18 protein-coding genes are annotated in these 17,976 nt (G+C 36.2%); 2 read left to right on the forward strand and 16 right to left on the reverse strand.

Annotation, left to right across the window (positions count from 1 at the left end):
- Positions 1-84: 84 nt before the first annotated feature.
- The 16 genes from ODE14_RS15770 to ODE14_RS15845 form a co-directional block, all read right to left on the reverse strand.
- A complete protein-coding gene (locus ODE14_RS15770) occupies positions 85-1,146 on the reverse strand; it encodes a beta-ketoacyl synthase N-terminal-like domain-containing protein (protein ID WP_263602111.1) in 1,062 nt (353 codons plus the stop codon).
- The gene (locus tag ODE14_RS15775; RefSeq protein ID WP_263602112.1) at positions 1,143-2,342 is read right to left on the reverse strand and encodes a beta-ketoacyl-[acyl-carrier-protein] synthase family protein; all 1,200 of its coding nucleotides are present in this window, start codon (positions 2,340-2,342) and stop codon (positions 1,143-1,145) included. The genes ODE14_RS15770 and ODE14_RS15775 overlap by 4 nt, the downstream gene beginning before the upstream one ends.
- A gap of 79 nt (positions 2,343-2,421) precedes the next feature.
- On the reverse strand, positions 2,422-2,679 hold the full coding sequence (locus tag ODE14_RS15780) for a phosphopantetheine-binding protein (RefSeq protein WP_066437770.1): 258 nt from the start codon (positions 2,677-2,679) through the stop codon (positions 2,422-2,424).
- Positions 2,680-2,772: 93 nt separating this feature from the next.
- Positions 2,773-3,312, reverse strand: a complete 540-nt coding sequence (locus ODE14_RS15785; protein WP_263602113.1) for a 3-oxoacyl-ACP synthase — start codon at positions 3,310-3,312, stop codon at positions 2,773-2,775.
- A 300-nt stretch (positions 3,313-3,612) separates the two neighbouring features.
- Positions 3,613-3,861: an addiction module family protein gene (locus tag ODE14_RS15790; RefSeq protein WP_248388779.1), complete on the reverse strand. Its 249-nt coding sequence runs from the start codon at positions 3,859-3,861 to the stop codon at positions 3,613-3,615.
- A gap of 33 nt (positions 3,862-3,894) precedes the next feature.
- Positions 3,895-5,058, reverse strand: coding sequence for a beta-ketoacyl synthase N-terminal-like domain-containing protein (locus ODE14_RS15795; RefSeq protein WP_263602114.1), 1,164 nt, complete (start codon positions 5,056-5,058; stop codon positions 3,895-3,897).
- The gene (locus tag ODE14_RS15800) at positions 5,055-5,483 is read right to left on the reverse strand and encodes an acyl-CoA thioesterase (protein WP_248388775.1); all 429 of its coding nucleotides are present in this window, start codon (positions 5,481-5,483) and stop codon (positions 5,055-5,057) included. The genes ODE14_RS15795 and ODE14_RS15800 overlap by 4 nt, the downstream gene beginning before the upstream one ends.
- Positions 5,473-6,738: an ABC transporter permease gene (locus ODE14_RS15805; RefSeq protein WP_248388772.1), complete on the reverse strand. Its 1,266-nt coding sequence runs from the start codon at positions 6,736-6,738 to the stop codon at positions 5,473-5,475. The genes ODE14_RS15800 and ODE14_RS15805 overlap by 11 nt, the downstream gene beginning before the upstream one ends.
- Positions 6,725-7,480 carry an ABC transporter ATP-binding protein gene (locus ODE14_RS15810; RefSeq protein ID WP_248388770.1) on the reverse strand — a complete coding sequence of 252 codons (756 nt, stop codon included), beginning with the start codon at positions 7,478-7,480 and terminating at the stop codon, positions 6,725-6,727. The genes ODE14_RS15805 and ODE14_RS15810 overlap by 14 nt, the downstream gene beginning before the upstream one ends.
- Position 7,481: 1 nt before the next feature.
- Positions 7,482-8,477, reverse strand: coding sequence for a BtrH N-terminal domain-containing protein (locus ODE14_RS15815; RefSeq protein ID WP_263602115.1), 996 nt, complete (start codon positions 8,475-8,477; stop codon positions 7,482-7,484).
- Positions 8,478-8,510: 33 nt separating this feature from the next.
- A complete protein-coding gene (locus ODE14_RS15820; protein ID WP_248388766.1) occupies positions 8,511-8,915 on the reverse strand; it encodes a hypothetical protein in 405 nt (134 codons plus the stop codon).
- A gap of 5 nt (positions 8,916-8,920) precedes the next feature.
- The gene (locus tag ODE14_RS15825) at positions 8,921-9,364 is read right to left on the reverse strand and encodes an ABC transporter permease (RefSeq protein ID WP_263602116.1); all 444 of its coding nucleotides are present in this window, start codon (positions 9,362-9,364) and stop codon (positions 8,921-8,923) included.
- A 90-nt stretch (positions 9,365-9,454) separates the two neighbouring features.
- Positions 9,455-9,886: a hypothetical protein gene (locus ODE14_RS15830; RefSeq protein WP_263602117.1), complete on the reverse strand. Its 432-nt coding sequence runs from the start codon at positions 9,884-9,886 to the stop codon at positions 9,455-9,457.
- Positions 9,887-11,026 (reverse strand): beta-ketoacyl-ACP synthase III, encoded by a 1,140-nt coding sequence (locus tag ODE14_RS15835; RefSeq protein WP_248388759.1) that lies wholly within the window; start codon positions 11,024-11,026, stop codon positions 9,887-9,889.
- Position 11,027: 1 nt separating this feature from the next.
- Complete coding sequence (locus ODE14_RS15840) at positions 11,028-11,942, reverse strand: dialkylrecorsinol condensing enzyme DarA (protein WP_263602118.1); 915 nt, start codon at positions 11,940-11,942, stop codon at positions 11,028-11,030.
- 43 nt (positions 11,943-11,985) lie between these two features.
- Positions 11,986-15,636, reverse strand: coding sequence for an MMPL family transporter (locus tag ODE14_RS15845; RefSeq protein WP_263602119.1), 3,651 nt, complete (start codon positions 15,634-15,636; stop codon positions 11,986-11,988).
- 174 nt (positions 15,637-15,810) lie between these two features.
- Here ODE14_RS15845 and ODE14_RS15850 point away from each other — a divergent pair, with 174 nt between their 5' ends.
- Positions 15,811-16,815 (forward strand): hypothetical protein, encoded by a 1,005-nt coding sequence (locus ODE14_RS15850; RefSeq protein ID WP_263602120.1) that lies wholly within the window; start codon positions 15,811-15,813, stop codon positions 16,813-16,815.
- Positions 16,812-17,951, forward strand: coding sequence for an EpsG family protein (locus ODE14_RS15855; protein ID WP_263602121.1), 1,140 nt, complete (start codon positions 16,812-16,814; stop codon positions 17,949-17,951). Before ODE14_RS15850 ends, ODE14_RS15855 begins: the two co-directional genes overlap by 4 nt.
- Positions 17,952-17,976: the final 25 nt, after the last annotated feature.

The raw sequence follows: 17,976 nt of genomic DNA on the forward strand, positions 1-17,976 counted from the left end.
GAACGAAACCTTTTCAAACTTTATATTTCCAAACTTAACAGGTTTCAAAAACCTGGTAGGTTTTAATTTTATTAATTCAACAAACTAAACTTTTCCCAACAAAACCAAGCTGTGATCATTTCCTCCCAAATGATTATAAAGCAGAATGTTCCTAATCTCACCTTTTTTCAGATCATTAATCATCATCACTTCGGGAATCTCCTGGTTCTTAAGGATATGACAAGCGATAAAGGTAGAAAATCCACTGGCCGTATTGAATTCGCCGCTTAAATGTTTGTAATACAGCAATGAAGAACCTGTAAATAGTTCCGTTACTTTATTGTAATACACATCAGACTTTGAATCTCCGCTGAAACCCAAAATTACTGCGTCAATATTAGTGTTTGCTAAATTATTTTTATTTAAAAATTCTTTAATAAAGTCTTGAGTTTCTCCTAATTCTAATATATTAACAATCTGAATATCTTTCAGTTGAGCATAACAATTTACTGCTTTTTCTTTTCCCAAGACAAAAAAACTTGCTCCTTCTCCCCAAACAACGCCGTGCGTTTCTGAGTTCAGGTAATCTACAGGTAAATCTTCTTCTTTTTTAATGGTTTTGTTTAATTTGTACAATTCCATTGTTCTTTCGGTCTGTTCATCCGTTGAACCAACGAGTACATTTTCCGCGTCACCGTCGATAATCTGTAGTTTTGCATCCAAAAAAGAAAATTCCAGAGACGAAGATGTATTTACATACGTGAAATTATATGCATGGCATTGAAGACCTAAAGCGATCTGTCCTGCCACCGTATTATGAGTAGACTGGATGAAATAAGTGGGAGTCAAAAACTCTTCATTATTATCCAGCACATTTTTCAAAAATTTCTCGGAATCCTGAGAACATCCTATGCCGGTTCCCACAATGATCGCATCCGGATTTTCAATACCGGCCTCTTTTAATGCATAATGCGAAGCAACAGAACTCATTTTTACTGTTTTAGACATTCTTCTGATCATAGCCGGAGGAATGAATTCTTTGTAGGCAGGTTCGATGGCTTTTAAGACCAGAGTAGAATATTCCGGCTTTAAATTTTCTAAGAAATTTTCATTTAAAGTGTCCTGAACAGAAATGCAGGCGGCACTGTTGATGTAAACCGGATTCATGACTTTGAGAAAATTAAGGTTGAACAATTTCCGCCAAAACCAAACGAGTTGGAGAGAACGTGGTTGATGTTTTTTTCTCTGAGTTCAGTAACCGGAGTCAGGTCAAATTCTGCCATTTTAGTTTTAAAATTCAGATTCGGGAAAATAATATTATTCTGAATGGCCAACAAAGAATAAACCGCTTCAATTCCTGCTGCTGCAGCCAGAGTATGGCCCGTGAAAGCTTTGGTGGAACTGAAATCCGGGACTTTATTTTCTCCGAAAATTCTGATCATTGCAATACCTTCTGATAAATCATTATTTGGAGTTGCCGTTCCGTGAACGTTAATATAATCGATTTGTTCTTTATCTAACCCCGAAATTTTGAGTGCTTTTTCCATCGCTAAATAGGCACCCTGACCGTTTTCGGAAGAAGCAGTCTGGTGATGCGCATCATTGGCATTTCCATATCCCGAAAGATAACCAAGCACTTTTTTATGTTCCTTTTTCACCACGTCTTCGGATTCCAAAATTATAAAAGCGGCCGCTTCTCCAAGATTCAGACCTTTTCTGTCATGATCAAAAGGAGTATTATAAGAATCTGTAAGAATCATCAGTGTGTTAAAGCCATTCAAAGTAAATTTTGAAAGGGCATCTGTCCCGCCGACAATCACACGATCCAACACTCCGTTCTTAATCAGTTTGGCTCCCATCATAATCGCATTGGCTGCTGACGAACATGCTGTACTGATGGTTGAGACCATACCTTTCAAACCCAGATAGTCCGCAATTAACAAAGATGAATTTCCGGCATCATGAGAGTCAATATATTTTTGCTGTTCAGGAAGATCTTCATAGGAATAGAAATATTTTTCGGTCATATCCATTCCGCCAACGCTGGTTGATGAAATGAGACCTGTTTTATATCCATTGACGTCTGTAATTGCTGCATTTTCTACCGCTTCTTTTGCGGCAATCATTCCTAACAGGGCTGTTCTGGTAGCATTTTTTACATCTTTAAGATGAAGCTTTTCTATAAGCTCTGCGTTTGAAAGCTTGATTTCACCTGTTTTGATGCTTCCGGCATGGCGTGTTTCAAAGAGTTCAATATCTGAAATTCCGTGCTTTCCGGACATCAAGGATTGCAGATTTTCCTCCACATTGTTTCCAATAGAAGAAATAATGCCCATTCCTGTTATAGCAATTTTTTGACTCATTTTTACAAAATGTAACAATGTATCAATGTAACAGTTTACCAATTGCTAGACTGTTACATTGGTACATTGATATATTAATTTATTTTGTTCTGTTTTCCTCGATGTATTTTGCCATAGTGTCAATGGATGTAAAAATTTCCTTTCCTTTTTTAGGATCGGCCAATTTTATTCCATATTCTTTATCCAAAAGAACAATCAGCTCCAACGCATCAATAGAATCCAGACCCAGACCGCCACCGAATAACGGATCCGTATCTTTAATTTCTTCTACTGCAACGTCTTCTAAATTAAGAACTTCAATGATTTTGTGTTTTAATTCTTCTCTTAAGTTTTCCATAATTTTAAAATTTACCAATGTATCAATGTATCAGTTTACCAATTGATTATACTGAATGTCATTGTTACATTGTTATACTGTTATATTGTTACATTAGTTCGTGAGCAAATATACAAAAGCATTATAACTTTCGTGATATAACTCTACCCAACCGCACAATACCTTGTCGGCTTTTCCTGACTGCAAAATCTGTTCCGAGTAATTATTTAAAAATTGCTCATCAAATTCATTCAGTACAAAAAAGGCGTTTTCGGTCTGCATTTTATGCTTGATGCTGATTTCTCCTACGCAAATATTGGGTAATGTATATACAAAAACCGCGGGGCTCGGGAAATAATTTTCCTGAAAATTGATGCTTTCCTGATATTTAAAGTCGGTATCAAGGCTTGAAGATCTGTTAGCAAAAACCAATGCGGTTCTGCTGTGATCTCCCTCTTTTAGAATTATTTCAGAGGCAAGAAATGCGAGTTTACTCAGATTATCCATCTTATGAAATTTCGCATAATTGACTTCTAAAGTTTTATAGGCTTCTTTGGAAAAATCTGAGAAATTTTCAGTTTGAGTTTCAAAAATAACCTCGTTGTTGAAAGTAATTTTTGAATTATTTATGGTGCAAATATCTGTTTTCTTCATGAATGCGTTTTAGAATTTTAAGGCTTTTTTGTTGGGTTTTGATGGGTGTTGAAAACAGCAAAAACAATAATTTTATTTTCTATAATTTGATAAATGATGACGTAAGGAAACTTTTGAATATAAGCCTCACGTAAGTTTCCTTTTTTTAAAGGAAAGTGCAATGGGTTATTTTGAATTTTGAAAAAATAAGATTCAACTTTTTTTTAAATTGTATTCCAAGCCCAATCTGCTTACTTTCGTACCACAATGCAGCTTCTTGAAGATCAGCTTCGGCATTTGGAGATAAAGAAATTTGATAAATCATAAATTTTTCATCAGTCTTTCTTTTACTTCTTCCCACGAAGAAGTTTTAAGTTCACCACTTAAATATTTTCCACGCTCTTCTTCAATTCGGTCATAAATATGATCCGGAACTTGTGGATATTCTGAAGATTTTAGTTCTGAATCTTCTTCTGCATCAATAATGCTGTTGATGATTCTTAAAATTCTTTCATCCGCAATGTCGATGAATTCGTGAATTCTTTTTCTGATTTCTATTGTAGAGCCCATTTTTCAACCTTTAAGTCTATCAAAATTACGAAATTATTCTTTACACTTTTCCAAAACAACCGCCGCATTACAACCGCCAAAACCTGAAGCCGTTTTCAGAATATATCTGATTTCTGCAGGTTGATTTTCTTTAATAATATTCAAAGATTGGGAAGTTCCGAGGTCTTCAAAATTTTTAGATGGAAGCAATGTTTTATGTAAGGCACTTTCCATCGAAATAATAGTTTCCAGTAGCCCGGAAGCACCTAAGCAATGCCCATAATACGCTTTTAAACTATGCAAAGGAATATTTTGTAACTCCGCACGGTTGAAAGCGATAGCTTCCATCTCATCATTATAGATGGTGGCAGTTCCGTGAGCGGAAATAAAATTAATTTGCTCTGCTGTAACCTGTGCTTCCGTCATCGCATTTTTAATGCTTGTATATAAGCCATCACCGGTTCTGGAGGGTCCGGAAATGTGATTGGCATCATTAATAGCAGAATCTCCTAAAATTTTAAAACTAAATTTTTCGTTTTGTAGGGTTTTTCCTTCGTCAAAACGATAGCCTGTTATGTAAACTGCTGCTGCTGCCTCACCAAGATTGATGCCGTCGCGGGTTTTATCATAGGGTTTGCATATCCCGCTTCCGATAGCCTGAAAAGAATTGAAGCCAGAGATGACAAATTCTGAAATTTCGTCTCCGGCAATAACAAAAGCATCGTTATATTTTCCGGACAAGATCATGTTTTTTGCAACAGCGAGTGCCATTACTCCGGAAACACAAGCATTGGAAACTACAATTGGCTTGGTTTTAAATCCGAAAAAATCGGCAATTTTTTGAGCTAAATCCGAAAGGAAAACGCCTTCCGGTAAAGTATTTTTATTTTTTAATAAACTGATGTTTCCTTTGGTAGTTGATAAGATAAAAGCTGTTTCTTCTGTAATCTGATGTCTTTCAACCAAAGGTTGTAAGCTTAACAAAAACATTTTTTCCAGCCTTGTAAAATTGTTGTTCTGTACGGATTTGAAATTTGTTGTAAATTCCTCTTCCAGTTTTTCAGAATTAATTTTGGAAGCGTAAAAAGGTTCGTGATTCTCTACGATTTTATGCAGAGAGACACCGGATTTTCCTTCCAGAAGAGCATCCCAGTTGGAAAAAACATCAAAACCTAATGGCGTGACACAATTGTAATCGGTGATATAAATTTCTTTCATGGTAATCCCATTTTATCTTTCCAGCTCTGAAAAAACTCAGGATTGTACAAACATAAATTATTATCGGAATCCAGGAAAACCTGAATGGTTTCTCCGGAACAAACCAATTGATTATTTTCGTTAAAAAGCTCGTATTGATATATTAATTTCGCTGATACCGCATTAACGAAAGTCGTTACAATCTTGAACGTTTCCCCGTATTTCAGTGGGAGAAAATGTTCGCAGGTACTTTTAACGATTGGCGTTACATAACCAGCCTTCTGAATATCGAGATACGTTAAACCATGTTGTCTCCCGAAAGCTTCTCTTCCATCTTCAAAATACACAATATAATGCCCATGCCAAACAATTCCAAGCGGATCTGTTTCGTTGAAGCGGACACGGACTTCCTCGGTACAGCTTAATATAGTTTCTTTAGACTGCATTTTGTTTTCTTTCGTAAAATAATGAAATAGCAACCATAGCGATATAAAATAAAAATAAAAATATGATTTCTTTTGCAATACCACCGATTCCGCTGTTTCTTAAAATGATATCATAATACGCATTTAAGCCCCAGTTCATCGGCGAAAATTTGGCGATGGTCTGCATAAATTCCGGCATCAGGAAAACCGGAACCCAAATTCCGCCGATTGCTGCCAGCACCACAACTGAAGTTGCCCCGAACGGAGCTGACTGTTCCTGCGTATCTGCAACAGTTCCCAGCAAAACCCCAAATCCAATAGCCGCTAATCCGGCGAAAATGGTAACGATAATTAACGGAAACATCTTTCCGGTCACATCAAACTGCGGAAGATCCATATACGGGAAAAGATAAATTCCTACCGCAACCATCAGCAAAAACTGAATAACACAGATAATAAGATATGTAAATGTTTTTCCTAAAATATGAATGAAATACGGTGTCGGACTGATTCTTGCCCTCACGCTTGTTCCCTGGCTTTTTTCTTTAACTAAATTAATAGAAAGCGGAACGACAATGAAAAATATCGCAAACAAAGCCCAGGCCGGAACATTATGCTGAACGGAATTCGGCAATACATCCATATTTCCTTTTTTCGGAGTGATCTCCTTAAAGGCAATCAGGCTGTTATTTTTTAGATCTTCCGTAGTTCCCAGCTGATCCTGAAACGCTTTATAAATCTTTTTGTTTTCGATCTCAAAAACCATTTTATTCACGGCATTCATCACATTGTTTTTGAAGCTGATATTGGTTGCGGGATCGAAATAAAGGCGGATATCTTTTGCTTTTGAAGTATTCTGTTTTATCGCCGTAGAATCGGTTTCTAATCCAAATGAGCTAACAATAGACTGAACCTTAGAATCAATATTGGAGTTGATGTCTTTCGTTAAATTTTTAGGGATAACAATAGCCATCTGATAATCTCCCCCAAATACGGCTGTCTCAGCAGATTTTTCATTAAAATCGGTCAGCAGCTCAAATGTTTTACTGTTTTCAAGCTGCTTCTTTATGCTTTCTGAAATTTCAGATTGGTCATTATCAATAAATATAATCGGGATTTTTGAACCTTCCATATTTTTAAAGGTCGAATCCTGAATTAGAGTAATGGTAATAATCAGCAGTAACGGCATCACGAAAATGATGACGATCCCTCCGATATCTCTTTTAAGGAGAAGGATTTCTTTAATAAAGCTTCGCCACAGTTTATACAACAACATCTCGTAATTCTTTTCCGGTTAATGAAATAAAAACATCTTCTAAGTTTTCTGCGTTGCCTACTTTGTTTACCAGTTCTTCGGGAGTCCCAACTGCGTGGATTTTTCCGTGATCGATAATGGCAATTTTGGTACAGAATTCTTCCGCTTCAGAAAGGTGATGTGAAGTATAAATAATACAGGTTCCTTTTTTATTCAGATCTAAAAGATGATCAATAATTGCTTTTTTAGACTGTACGTCTACGCCTACGGTCGGTTCATCCAGAAATAAAACTTTCGGGTTGTGAAGGGTTCCTGCGATGAGGTTGCAGCGGCGTTTCATTCCTCCGGAAAATTGTTCCACTTTTTTATCGGCAAATTTTGACAGTCCCATGATTTCCAGAGATTCATCAATGGAAGTTTTTAAATTTTTATGGCTTAAACCATACAAGCTTCCGAAGAACATTAAGTTTTCTCTTGCCGTCAGAGTTGGATACAAAGCGTATTCCTGAGGAACAATACCAATAATCTGCCTTAATTTAAAACCGTTTTTCTGGGGGGAAAGCCCGTCAATGGTAAATTGTCCCGATGTGGGTTTAATCAATCCGGAAAGTATGGAAATAAGCGTGGTTTTACCGGCTCCGTTGGGCCCGAGAATTCCGTAGATCTCGTTTTTGGCAATATTCAGCGAAATATCATTTACAGAAAAGTCTTCTGCATTCTTATATTTTTTGTAAAGATTTTTTATTTCAATAAAATGTTCCACGTTATATTGCTTTTCTTAATTTTTTATAGAAAGCTTCTTCCAGATCTGCAATGTGAAGCATTGATTTTGAAAGGTTGTTATAGATATCGCTTTTTGAATTCCTGTTTTTGTAAACCCGGGCAATATCCACTGCAAAATCTCTCCAGAGGTCACCAATCATGGTGATTTCTTTCGACAGTTCTTTTAATTCATCATTTTTGAGAATAACAGCCGCTTCCTGTAAGAAAGCTCCGTAAATGAACCTGAAGCCTCCTCCTCCGGTTCCTATTTCCTCCTGCATGCGGATCAGCTGACCCAAATAATGATTGGTAGTCTTTGTACCTTTTTTTTCAGCCCATTTCGGAATGCTTCTGGCGACCCATCTTATCGCTTTTACCCCGACAATAGGAACAGGAGCAAGCATATTTTTGCAGGTATCTTTAATTCCTTTTTTAATCGCTTCTTCAAGATGGATCTTTTCCGGAATATAAGTAGGGTAGTACATGTGTCCTTTCGGAGGAAGTGCTCCTTTGGCATATCTCACCTTTTCCAGCTCGGCTTCGCTGAGGGTGGTTACATAATCCATTACGGGATCACTGATAAGAAATTTCCCGTCTTCTTTTCCGTACACTACAAGATTGTGCGCATTGAAATGGAATTTATACTCTTCCGGAAAATAGGTAAGGTTGAAAACACCTACCTGAAGGCCGGTAGGAATATTATTTTCAAGGTTTTTTTCAAGGGCTTTCTGAGCTTCCTGCGGATTAGAAAATTTAAGCCTTTTAATTTTAATTCCCAGTCTTTTTGCGGCTTTGCTGAAAATGGCTCCCGGCATCGGACGGTAGCTGAAACCGGGCGCAAAATTTACTTTTAAAAAAGGGAGGTAAACAAAAAATAATCCGGAACCGATTCCGAAGATCATGGGCTCGCTTAGTTTTAACCCTTTGTTTAATAATAAATTGGAAGCAACACCGTTTTCGCAATGCGCAGTCTGATGGTGTTCAAAATTAATTTTCATTCTTAGCTTGGTTTATTACTTTTCAACGATAATTTACTTTCCGTTGAAATTTTTCAGTTCGTCTACCGTAATACCGAATGTATCAGCATATTTTTTCAGTACAGAGTCGCTTAGTGTTTTAAATATTTTTGGTTTTCCGTGTCTTTTTACCCGCCACTGCCACATTCCTACGTAGGCTGCCAGCACCTGAAGATCCATTTTATTGAGCTCCATGAAATAGACAATAGGACTTACGATATTATTGGCTACGTTTTGCTTTGCTTCTTCAATTCTTTCATGGATGAGTTCCATGGATTCTTCCAGCGCCGCTTTTTTGGCATCCCAGCCAATGCTGTTGGCGGTGGTATAATTGTCATTTTCATCCGTAACATACAGAACTTCAGTCATGTTTGCGGATTTAAGATTGCTTTCGTCTTGCGGAAGGTCTTGCTTTTTCATGGGCTTTAGCTTTTTACTTCTTGAATAAACAAATTGATTTCAGCTCTGATCAAAAGCTGGTCATTATGAAAAGTTTCGCAAAAGATATTGCATATATTCCCGAATTGTGAAATGAGCGAGGCTCTGGAAATAATTGTATCACCTACTTTTGGGAGTGCATGCACTTCTATTTTTTTGATGGAGGTAATAAAGCCAATCACTTTGGTATCTGTGTCAGGATTCTCAAAAAAACTTTGTCCCAGAATTGAAGAACAGGTTTGTGCAAGATTTTCAATAAGGCCGGCCTCAGCAAATTCGTTATTGTGTACAAAAATATTGTTTTGCTGAATCTCAAAGGAAGTTACCACTTTTTCTTTAGTCAGTTCCATGATGTAGTCTGCCATCAGCATCGGGTCGCGATGCGGGAGAAAATTGTGGATGTTGATGATGTTTTCTTCCTTGATTTCCATTAAATGATATATTTTAAGTTCGCGAGTCGTTTGACTACCACAAATTTTCGATTTTACTTAGCCAAGATCACGAAATTTTTAATTCAAATATTACATGACTACAGTCTTCATCTGAGATTTTGCAACAACCTCATCATTGACTTTTGTGATGACATCTACTAAAGTTACACCCATCATTTCATTAATAATGAAAACTTCGGATACTAACTCATCTCCCGTTTCCGGAAGCTTGTTTACCTCAAACGATTTAACGGCGCCAATATATCCGGTAGGCGCTTCTTTTCCCGAAAGATAGAATTTATAGCCGGTATGAAGCGCTACACTTTGTGCCTGATGTTCCAGCAATCCTGAAGCCTGGAAAATTCCGTTCTGAATAAAAATGTTTTCTTCCGTCGGAATAAATCCTGAAACAATATGACTTTCCGAATATTCTGCGATGCTGTTTACCATTACAAAAGGAAACCGCTGAGGAATCAGGCTTTCAACAAAATTCTGATCGGATGTAGGCAATCGGTTTTCCATTTAGCAAACAGTTAAGAGGGCACAAGAGTAGGCAAATCTTCCACTTTCCGGCACGCAAAGAAGTACTTTTTCTCCTTTTTTCAATTTTCCTGAATTCATTAATTCTTCAAGAGCGATGAAAATAGAACCGGCACCAATATTTCCTACTTCGGAAAGGTTATAGAACCATTTTTCCCAAGGAAAATCCAATCCTACATTGGCAAATTCTTCTTTCAATCCTTCTTTAAAGTATCCTGACGAAATGTGCGCCAGTACGTGGTCTATTGTATTTGGGTCAAGATTGTGCTTATCGAAAGATGATCTTAAACTTTCGGCACCTTTCACCAAAATATACTGGTCTAAAATTTTTGTATCCTGCTTAAGAGCAAAGATGGATTGTTTCAGCCATTCGTCCGAAGAATAATCTGCCCAAGATTTCAGGCTTCCGTCTTCCTGTTTTTCGCATCCGGCATACATACATGCTTCAATCTCGTGGGCGTAAGAATAAAAATCAATGAATTCTACTTTCAGGGAAGTTTGGTTGGGTCTTGGTTTATTTTCAAGAAGCAGCGCACCTGCACCGTCGGAAAGCATCCATCTTAAAAATTCTCTTTTGAATGCAATAATAGGTCTTTCTTCAAGCAGTTTTAAATTTTCTGCTTCATGATTGAATTTATCGGCAGTCATCCATGCTGAAAATCTTTCCGAGCCTACACAAACGGCATTTTCCTTAACCCCTGCTTTTACGGAAAGAAAACCGTAATTAAAGGCATTCATCCCAGAATTACAAAGGCCTGTTGAGGTGTTAATCTCGATTGATTTATTGAGATTAAGCTCTCCGTGAACCATGGATGCATGAGAAGGCTGGATCTGATCTGCAGAAGTGGTTCCGCAAGAAAGCAACTCGATATCCTGTTTACCAAAATTTTCATCGAAAAGACCTTCTACGGCTTTTGCGGTAATCTGAGCATTGGTGTGGGTAGGTTTTCCTTCTTTGTCTAAAGCGTAATACCTTGTTGTAATTTTGTTGTTTCTTAGAATTAAAGCTCTTGCTTTTGACGGTTTGTCATTTATATAGCCAAGATACGTTTCCATTTCATCGTTAGAAACCGGTTCATTCGGCAAGTATGTTGAAGCTTTTGTAATAAATACGTCGTTCATTCTATTTTATATTAATTCCTTGTAAATATTCTCTTTGTTTTTTTCTTTTAAACCAAAAGATAGGTGTTGTAAGCAAATGTAATACCAGAACTATGGGTGATACAATCCATATTGCGGCCATCAAATATACCTTAAAGAATTTGATCAGCAAAGGTCGCTTTTCTTTTTTCCTCATGATGAGGCCGGACCATACTTTGAAAATTTTATTGCCTACTTTTTCTACTCTCACCAGGAAGGCACGGATTTCTACGGCTCCGTTTTTTACAAGATCCGGCTGAAGTGCTCCCAGTGTATTGGCGGAAAAATGTTTTTCAATAATTCTGCCGTATTTTCCGGCTCCGTTAATCTCTTCATCTGAAACTCCTGCTGCAGGAAGCATACCGGATTTTTCCTTTTTTCCGGTAGTCATCCAGCGAAGGATGGTAAGGACACTGGTGTAATTATCGTGTCTGTCTACCAACGCAATATTTCCTACAAGCTTAGCCTGCATTTGTTTCAGGTATACTTTAAGCTTTTCCTGAGAAAACATCCACATATTTCTTGTTCCTGAAACAGTAATAACCGGAGTATCTTTAAGAATGTTTTCGGCAAAGCCACTTTTCAGAAAAGAAATAATGGGAATGGACGGGGTTAAATACCAGACCTGGTATCCGAAAATAACCAGGTCAAATTTTTTATTCAGAACTTCTTCCGGTGGCGGCAGAATTTCACTGGGTATCTGCAGATAAGATTCAGGAAAAGTATTGAAAAATACATCACCTGACCACGGAAAAGGAAAATCTTTTTTCAGTTGTATATTATAGTAGGTTACCTCATATTCAAGGTTTTTCTCTTCAAATGGCTGAGCCATATTTTTTACAATATCTTCCAGCTGGCCGGACTGAGTATAATATATAACAAGTATATTCTTTTTCATTAATTCTTTTTATCCGTTTACAAAAATATGCTTTTCATATTTATTATTGTGAAGTAAATATTTTTAATGATCCATAACTGAATTTTAATGAATATTCAGCATTATCTAATATATTATTTTTTGCATTACAAAAGATAATGGTTTCAGGAAGTTTTTCCAATGCATTGATGCTGAAGTTTTCATCTGAAATCAACAGGATGTCAATGTTTTTTGTGATTTCTTCAAAATCATTGATGTAGCTGATTTTTCTTCTTTTGACCAGATAGTTCTGTTGGGCAATCTGTCTTTTTTCAACATCTTTTATGAAACTGAATATTTTTCTTTCTGCCTGCTGAAGCGTAAGCAGAATGTCTTTCTGCCCGAAATCGTCTGCGATGTGAAGGATATTCGCGTTCTTCGGAATATGCTTGCCGAGTTCAAAGTAGATTGATTTATTGTTTTCAAAATCTTTTTTAACGGCGCTCACCACTTCATTGTCTTTATATAAAAAGCTTAAAAACAGTTTTTTCTTAAAATAATTCTCATCTTCGAGTTCATTTCGCAGAATGGCAAATTCTTTTCTGAAGTAAGCGTTAATCTTTTTGGTACGTTCAGAATAATTCTTCCCGAAGCTTTCATCTTCCTTTTTTATCCTTTCGCCAATTTTTACGATAATGGATCCGTCGTAAATGATAAAATCTCCTTTCGGCAATACCTCGGAATTTCCGTGAATATAAACCGGTACAATATCCAATCCGAATTGCTCAGCAAGATAAAATGCACCTTTATGAAATCTTTTAATGTCGTTTGTGTAGGAACGTTCTGCTTCCGGGAATACAGCCAGAGAATATCCCTGATCTACTTTATCTTTTAACTTATCAATACCGTTTTCTATACCTTGGGAAACAGGATAGCATCCTAATGCCCTCACCATTTTTCCGAAAACAGGTGATTGATATACCCAGTCATTAACAAGGAAAACAAACTTATGTGTAGTCATTGCAACTGCGAGTATATCAAGGAATGAGGTATGGTTGGCAATAATGATGGCCGGTTTGCTGAAATCTTCATCCGTAGCTTTAATGATCTTTTTCTTTACCCATGGATTGGTAAACAAGACAGAAGTTAAAAATTTCGCAGAAATAAATTTAAAAAAGTTTAAAGTTCCGCCCTTGGAATTCTTTGTAAACGGACTGATAAACAATGAGAAAAACAATCCTCCCAATCCGTAATAAAGGAAAGACAGTACCGAATGTATAAAAAGCCTTAATGTAATAGGAGAGAGTCCTTTTTTTGCCCTGTTGGTAATAAGTAATCTGAACCAGAAAGGATATAAGGTTGACGTAATAACAATTACCGAAAACATTCCTATTAAAGCCACCAGAGCTAATGAATGAAGGGCAGGATGTTTGGCGAAGATCAGTGAACCGATAGACAAAATAGTGGTGAAAACCGCCAGAATGATTGAGGTTCTGTATGTAGGAAGTTCATTTTTACCGGTCGTATGCTCTTTTTGCATAGCTTGGGTCAGGAAGATGCTGAAATCATCTCCTACACCGAAAACCAATGTACAGACCACCGTACTGAAAATATTAAGTTCTAACCCGAGAAAATATAACATCCCTGCCGTGACTATACCGGTAAGGACAATCGGGAACATGGTGAGAAGCGTGAGTTCAAAATTTCTGAAAAACACAATGATCGTTAAAACAATGGCTAAAAGGGAATAATTGATCAGGGTGTTAAAATCGCGTTTCAGCAGTCCCAGAAAGTTTTCATTCATCTGCTGCCGGTCGATGGCAAGAACGTCATGTTTTTTTTCAACATCTTTAATAAAAGCGTTTCTTTTGCTTTCATCTACTTTTACGACATTCGATACAGTATAAAATCCGTTTTCTTCACTCAGGAATTCAGAGACTTGCAGTGCTTTTATCTGTTCATACTCTTTAAGGCTTAACGGAGTGTAATCTTTATTTAAATTATCATTAAACTGATTGAATGCAGCTTCATTAAAACCATATTGATTCCCATTTTGAATGAGCACGGAAACGGTGCGTATTTTTTTATCAGAGGTCCAGAATTTTTTCCAGTCTTCAATTTTTTTCTGCTGATCTTTTTCGGAAAGCACAACTTTTCCCAAAGAATTATAGCTTAATATTTTTCCCTCCTGCTTTTCCTTTTCAAGAAACCGGCCCAGCTCCGAATTTTTGGAGAGTGCTTCTTCTGCAGAATTGCCATAAGAAATCGTGTAAATGGATTTTGAAGTAATGTCGGAAAGCTTTTGGAGTTTAGCTTCCGTTATTTTTAAATCTTTAGGAATATAATTTAAATCTCCGATATCTTCGTTAAATCCTACATGCCGGAATCCAAACAGGCAGGCCATGATGATCACCGAACAGCCGATAATCAGAGGTTTATTTTTCTCATAAGGATAAGACCCGATTCTATCAATAAAATTGGTATTTGCGTCTTTTTGTTTTTTGGGATGGTAGAGCTGGGGAACAATAATTAATGCCATAACAGAGGATAGCATAACCGTAATGGCGGCAAAAAGTCCCAGATCTTTCAACGCCTCAGAACGTACCAAAACCAGGCAGAGAAACGAAATTGCCGTGGTGGCACTGCTTAATATGATGGGCTGTGTGATTTCTTTATAAAGTTCTTCAATATTATTGTTGTGCTTGTAATGGGTAAGAATATGGAGGGCATAATCAATCGTAATCCCGATCAGAATGGCACCTACACTTAATGAAATAGCGGAAATTTTATCTTTTATAAAATACAGGATCAGTAAAGCCAGCAATACCGAAAAAACCGTCGGGAGAAATACAATAAACGGGGTAAAGAAATTCCGGAAATAATAGATCAGTACCACCAATAAAATAGTCAGGGAAATCAGTACCGTGTTCTGGATGTCTTTTTTGATCTGCTGAGCATTGGCAACCGCAATTACCGGAGAGCCGAAATAGCTGATTTCCGTTTTCCCTTTGAACTGCTTATTCAGGTTATCTTTTATTTCATTTAAATGATCAATGAATGCTTCATTGTTTTTGGTATCGTTGCTTTTATTTTTAGGATCGATAAAAAGCAAAAGATTTTTTCCGTCTTTGGTAACGATATAGCTGTTTTCAAGTTTAAAATCCTTGCTGATGTTTAAAGCATTGAGTTTTTTTATCCCTAAAAAAGTAATGCCAAGCGGATCTTTCTTGATAAATTCCTTCGTCAACAGGCTTGTGGGAGAAACCAGGGAGATATAGTTGTTTTCTACCTGTTTTGCAATACTGTCTTTATTGAGCTTTCTCTCAATTTCCGTGTAATCGTTTTCATCTAAGAATAAAGGAAGATTTTGGTTGATAAAATCAAAGGTTTCGGATATTTCACTGTCATTTACTTTTCCCTGAACAGAGCTGATGTACTTTTGTAAAGGTTCTGTTTTCTGAAGAAAAGCATCTGCCGTTTCGGAAAGCTGGAAATTATCCTCTCCGGACCGGTTTTCAATAATAACAATAATTTTATCTGAAAAGTTAAGCTGCTGAAGAACTTTTGCGGTAAGATCTGATTTTTCATTTTTAGGAATAATCTGGTTAATATCTTCCTCAAAATTGATTTTTGAAGCAAAGAAACCGCATATCACAGCAATTCCTACTGCAAATAATACAGACAGAAGCTTATTTTTAGAAATGAGATAATATAAAAAGATGAAAAAACGATGCATCACATGGTAAAATCAAGTTTGCAAATTTAAATTTTTCAGGATTAGTTCAAAGTGTTTTCATAATAAGTTTATCTGAAAATCAATAAAATATTTAATCGTAATGAAAAAAAATATACATTTGCAGAAGTTCCTATTAATAATATAAAAAAAACTAAGCATCGCTTAGAATTTATTATGTTTACAACAAATGATGAAAAAATAAACGGATTTTTATTCGTAATAATTCTTCCGTTCCTGCTGTATTTCATGTCCTACTATGGATTTGAATCTTCTTATGCACGGCTTAAAACAATGGAAAAAGCACCGGCATTTATGTTCTCTTCAGTATATGCTTACAGAGTAATTCCTAACTATCTGAGTGTACATGGCACAGAACTTCTTACTTCTACTGTTAATACATACGTTCCATTTATGAAGAATTTTCTTTTGAAACAGGGAACATTATTTTATCACAGTACATTTCTTATTAACAGTTTCTTTTTTCTGCTGTCTTCTGTCATTTTAAATTCAATTTTTGGAGTCAGCACTTCCGGGATGCCTACCCCGCTCATTGTCAGAAGAGTGCTTCATCTGCTGGCTGTTTTCTTTCTCGTAATTACGCAGTATGTCCCTACCAATTGCGATTCGATTGCCATTTTCTTTTACCTGTCGGGATGTATTCTCACCTTTAAATATTTACAGAAAAAAAGACGGGCAGATTTTGTTCTGTTAATCATTGTTATAGCAGTTTCAACATTTGTAAGGGAAACTGCGTGTCTTATTATTTCTTTTTTTGCTGCCGTTTTTGTGAATTTTGAAAAGCTGAAGAAAAAAGATTTTTCTTTTATGAACGAAATATTCATATTGGCTGTAGCTTTTGCAATTCCTTACATCGCTCTGCGGATGATTATTAATCAGGAAGTGTCTTTGGTGGAGGGAATCTATTTGTTCCAGAACTTTACCAGTCTGTTTAACATGAGCGGTTTGATGTTTGCGGTTATAAGTGTTTATTTCTGCTATCAATTATGCAATGAGGAAGGAAAATCTCTGGTAAAGAAATATATATTCTTTTCTCTTCCGTATCTTCTTATGATTACTGTAGTGGGACTTTTTTGGGAAGTCAGGCTGTTTGTTCCTATCATTCTTACGGGGCTCATTTTTGTTTCCTATCAATTTAAAATACAAATAATCAAACCATGAGCTTGCTGCATCCATATTTTATCATTGCGATGATTTATATGCTTATTTTCAGTTGTTTGGAAGTATTTAATGGTAAGGTTGAAAAAAAATGGCTGTGGATTTTGGGTGTTTATCTTATTATGATAGCAGGTCTCCGAAATAATGTGGGGCCTGATTACGGAAGTTATAAAGGAATTTATATTTATTCTGATGTCAAAGATTATATTTCAATTTTGATGAGTGCTATCGGAAGGGAAGGTCCGCAACCTGTAGAATTGGAATGGCTGTATGTACTCATCAATAAAATATTGCTCAATATATTTGGTGCTCCGTTTTACATGGTTACTCTGGTTATTGCGATTCTGGCTGTTTTTTTTAAGGTAGAATATGTGGATGATAATACTTTCTATCCATTTACCTTTATGCTTTTAATGTTTATTCCCGGCTTTTTTATTGGAGAAAGCGGCCAGATCAGACAAAATTTAGGGTCATTCATTGTTTATTTCGGAATAAGATACATAAAGGAACGGAAATTCTGGGCCTACTTACTTTGTATTTACTTAGCTGGTGGTATTCATAATGTTTGCTATATTTTCCTTCCAATGTACTGGCTGGTAAAAATTCCATTAAATAAATATGTGATGCTTTTTCTCATTATTGTCTCTGTGTTTTTATCTCCTTTCGAAATTTACAGATCTTTTGGAGGGTTTTTGAACAATGTTGCAGCAGACAATACACTCTCCATAGGCTTTAACGGTTATCTGGATGAATCTGTTGAAAGAATTAACGGTGCGGTTGGTATACCGGAAATTATGATGGCTATCCTTACATTCTTTCTGTTTGTTTTTGATGATAAGATGAAAGCCAGATTCCCTTATTACGAATATCATAGTATTTATGTGGTGTTGGGAATATGTTTTTATTTTATTTTCAGGAATAACCCTATATTTTCCTCAAGACTCGCAGGTGCGTTTATCGGTTTTGCCTATATCATTATTCCTAATTCAATGTATGTAGTATCCGCCAGAACGAAAGGCTTGATTTATACATTTATAATTGCACTGGTAGTTTTTAATTTTATCGTTTTTTCAGCTTTTAACAATATAAAAGCAGGACGTTTTACTATTGATCTTTATCAGAATTATCTTCTTCCGTAATGTAATATGAATAACAATAACAATT

The sequence above is a fragment of the Chryseobacterium sp. PET-29 genome (genome assembly GCF_025736815.1).
In the GTDB taxonomy this organism is placed as follows: Bacteria; Bacteroidota; Bacteroidia; order Flavobacteriales; family Weeksellaceae; genus Chryseobacterium; species Chryseobacterium nepalense.

What these genes read in the sequence shown, in the direction of transcription:
- ODE14_RS15770 (WP_263602111.1), bottom strand. Translation starts at nt 1,146, where the DNA reads ATGAATCCGGTTTACATCAACAGTGCCGCCTGCATTTCTGTTCAGGAC.
- ODE14_RS15775 (WP_263602112.1), bottom strand. Translation starts at nt 2,342, where the DNA reads ATGAGTCAAAAAATTGCTATAACAGGAATGGGCATTATTTCTTCTATT.
- ODE14_RS15780 (WP_066437770.1), bottom strand. Translation starts at nt 2,679, where the DNA reads ATGGAAAACTTAAGAGAAGAATTAAAACACAAAATCATTGAAGTTCTT.
- ODE14_RS15785 (WP_263602113.1), bottom strand. Translation starts at nt 3,312, where the DNA reads ATGAAGAAAACAGATATTTGCACCATAAATAATTCAAAAATTACTTTC.
- ODE14_RS15790 (WP_248388779.1), bottom strand. Translation starts at nt 3,861, where the DNA reads ATGGGCTCTACAATAGAAATCAGAAAAAGAATTCACGAATTCATCGAC.
- ODE14_RS15795 (WP_263602114.1), bottom strand. Translation starts at nt 5,058, where the DNA reads ATGAAAGAAATTTATATCACCGATTACAATTGTGTCACGCCATTAGGT.
- ODE14_RS15800 (WP_248388775.1), bottom strand. Translation starts at nt 5,483, where the DNA reads ATGCAGTCTAAAGAAACTATATTAAGCTGTACCGAGGAAGTCCGTGTC.
- ODE14_RS15805 (WP_248388772.1), bottom strand. Translation starts at nt 6,738, where the DNA reads ATGTTGTTGTATAAACTGTGGCGAAGCTTTATTAAAGAAATCCTTCTC.
- ODE14_RS15815 (WP_263602115.1), bottom strand. Translation starts at nt 8,477, where the DNA reads ATGAAAATTAATTTTGAACACCATCAGACTGCGCATTGCGAAAACGGT.
- ODE14_RS15820 (WP_248388766.1), bottom strand. Translation starts at nt 8,915, where the DNA reads ATGAAAAAGCAAGACCTTCCGCAAGACGAAAGCAATCTTAAATCCGCA.
- ODE14_RS15825 (WP_263602116.1), bottom strand. Translation starts at nt 9,364, where the DNA reads ATGGAAATCAAGGAAGAAAACATCATCAACATCCACAATTTTCTCCCG.
- ODE14_RS15830 (WP_263602117.1), bottom strand. Translation starts at nt 9,886, where the DNA reads ATGGAAAACCGATTGCCTACATCCGATCAGAATTTTGTTGAAAGCCTG.
- ODE14_RS15835 (WP_248388759.1), bottom strand. Translation starts at nt 11,026, where the DNA reads ATGAACGACGTATTTATTACAAAAGCTTCAACATACTTGCCGAATGAA.
- ODE14_RS15840 (WP_263602118.1), bottom strand. Translation starts at nt 11,942, where the DNA reads ATGAAAAAGAATATACTTGTTATATATTATACTCAGTCCGGCCAGCTG.
- ODE14_RS15845 (WP_263602119.1), bottom strand. Translation starts at nt 15,636, where the DNA reads ATGCATCGTTTTTTCATCTTTTTATATTATCTCATTTCTAAAAATAAG.
- ODE14_RS15850 (WP_263602120.1), top strand. Translation starts at nt 15,811, where the DNA reads ATGTTTACAACAAATGATGAAAAAATAAACGGATTTTTATTCGTAATA.
- ODE14_RS15855 (WP_263602121.1), top strand. Translation starts at nt 16,812, where the DNA reads ATGAGCTTGCTGCATCCATATTTTATCATTGCGATGATTTATATGCTT.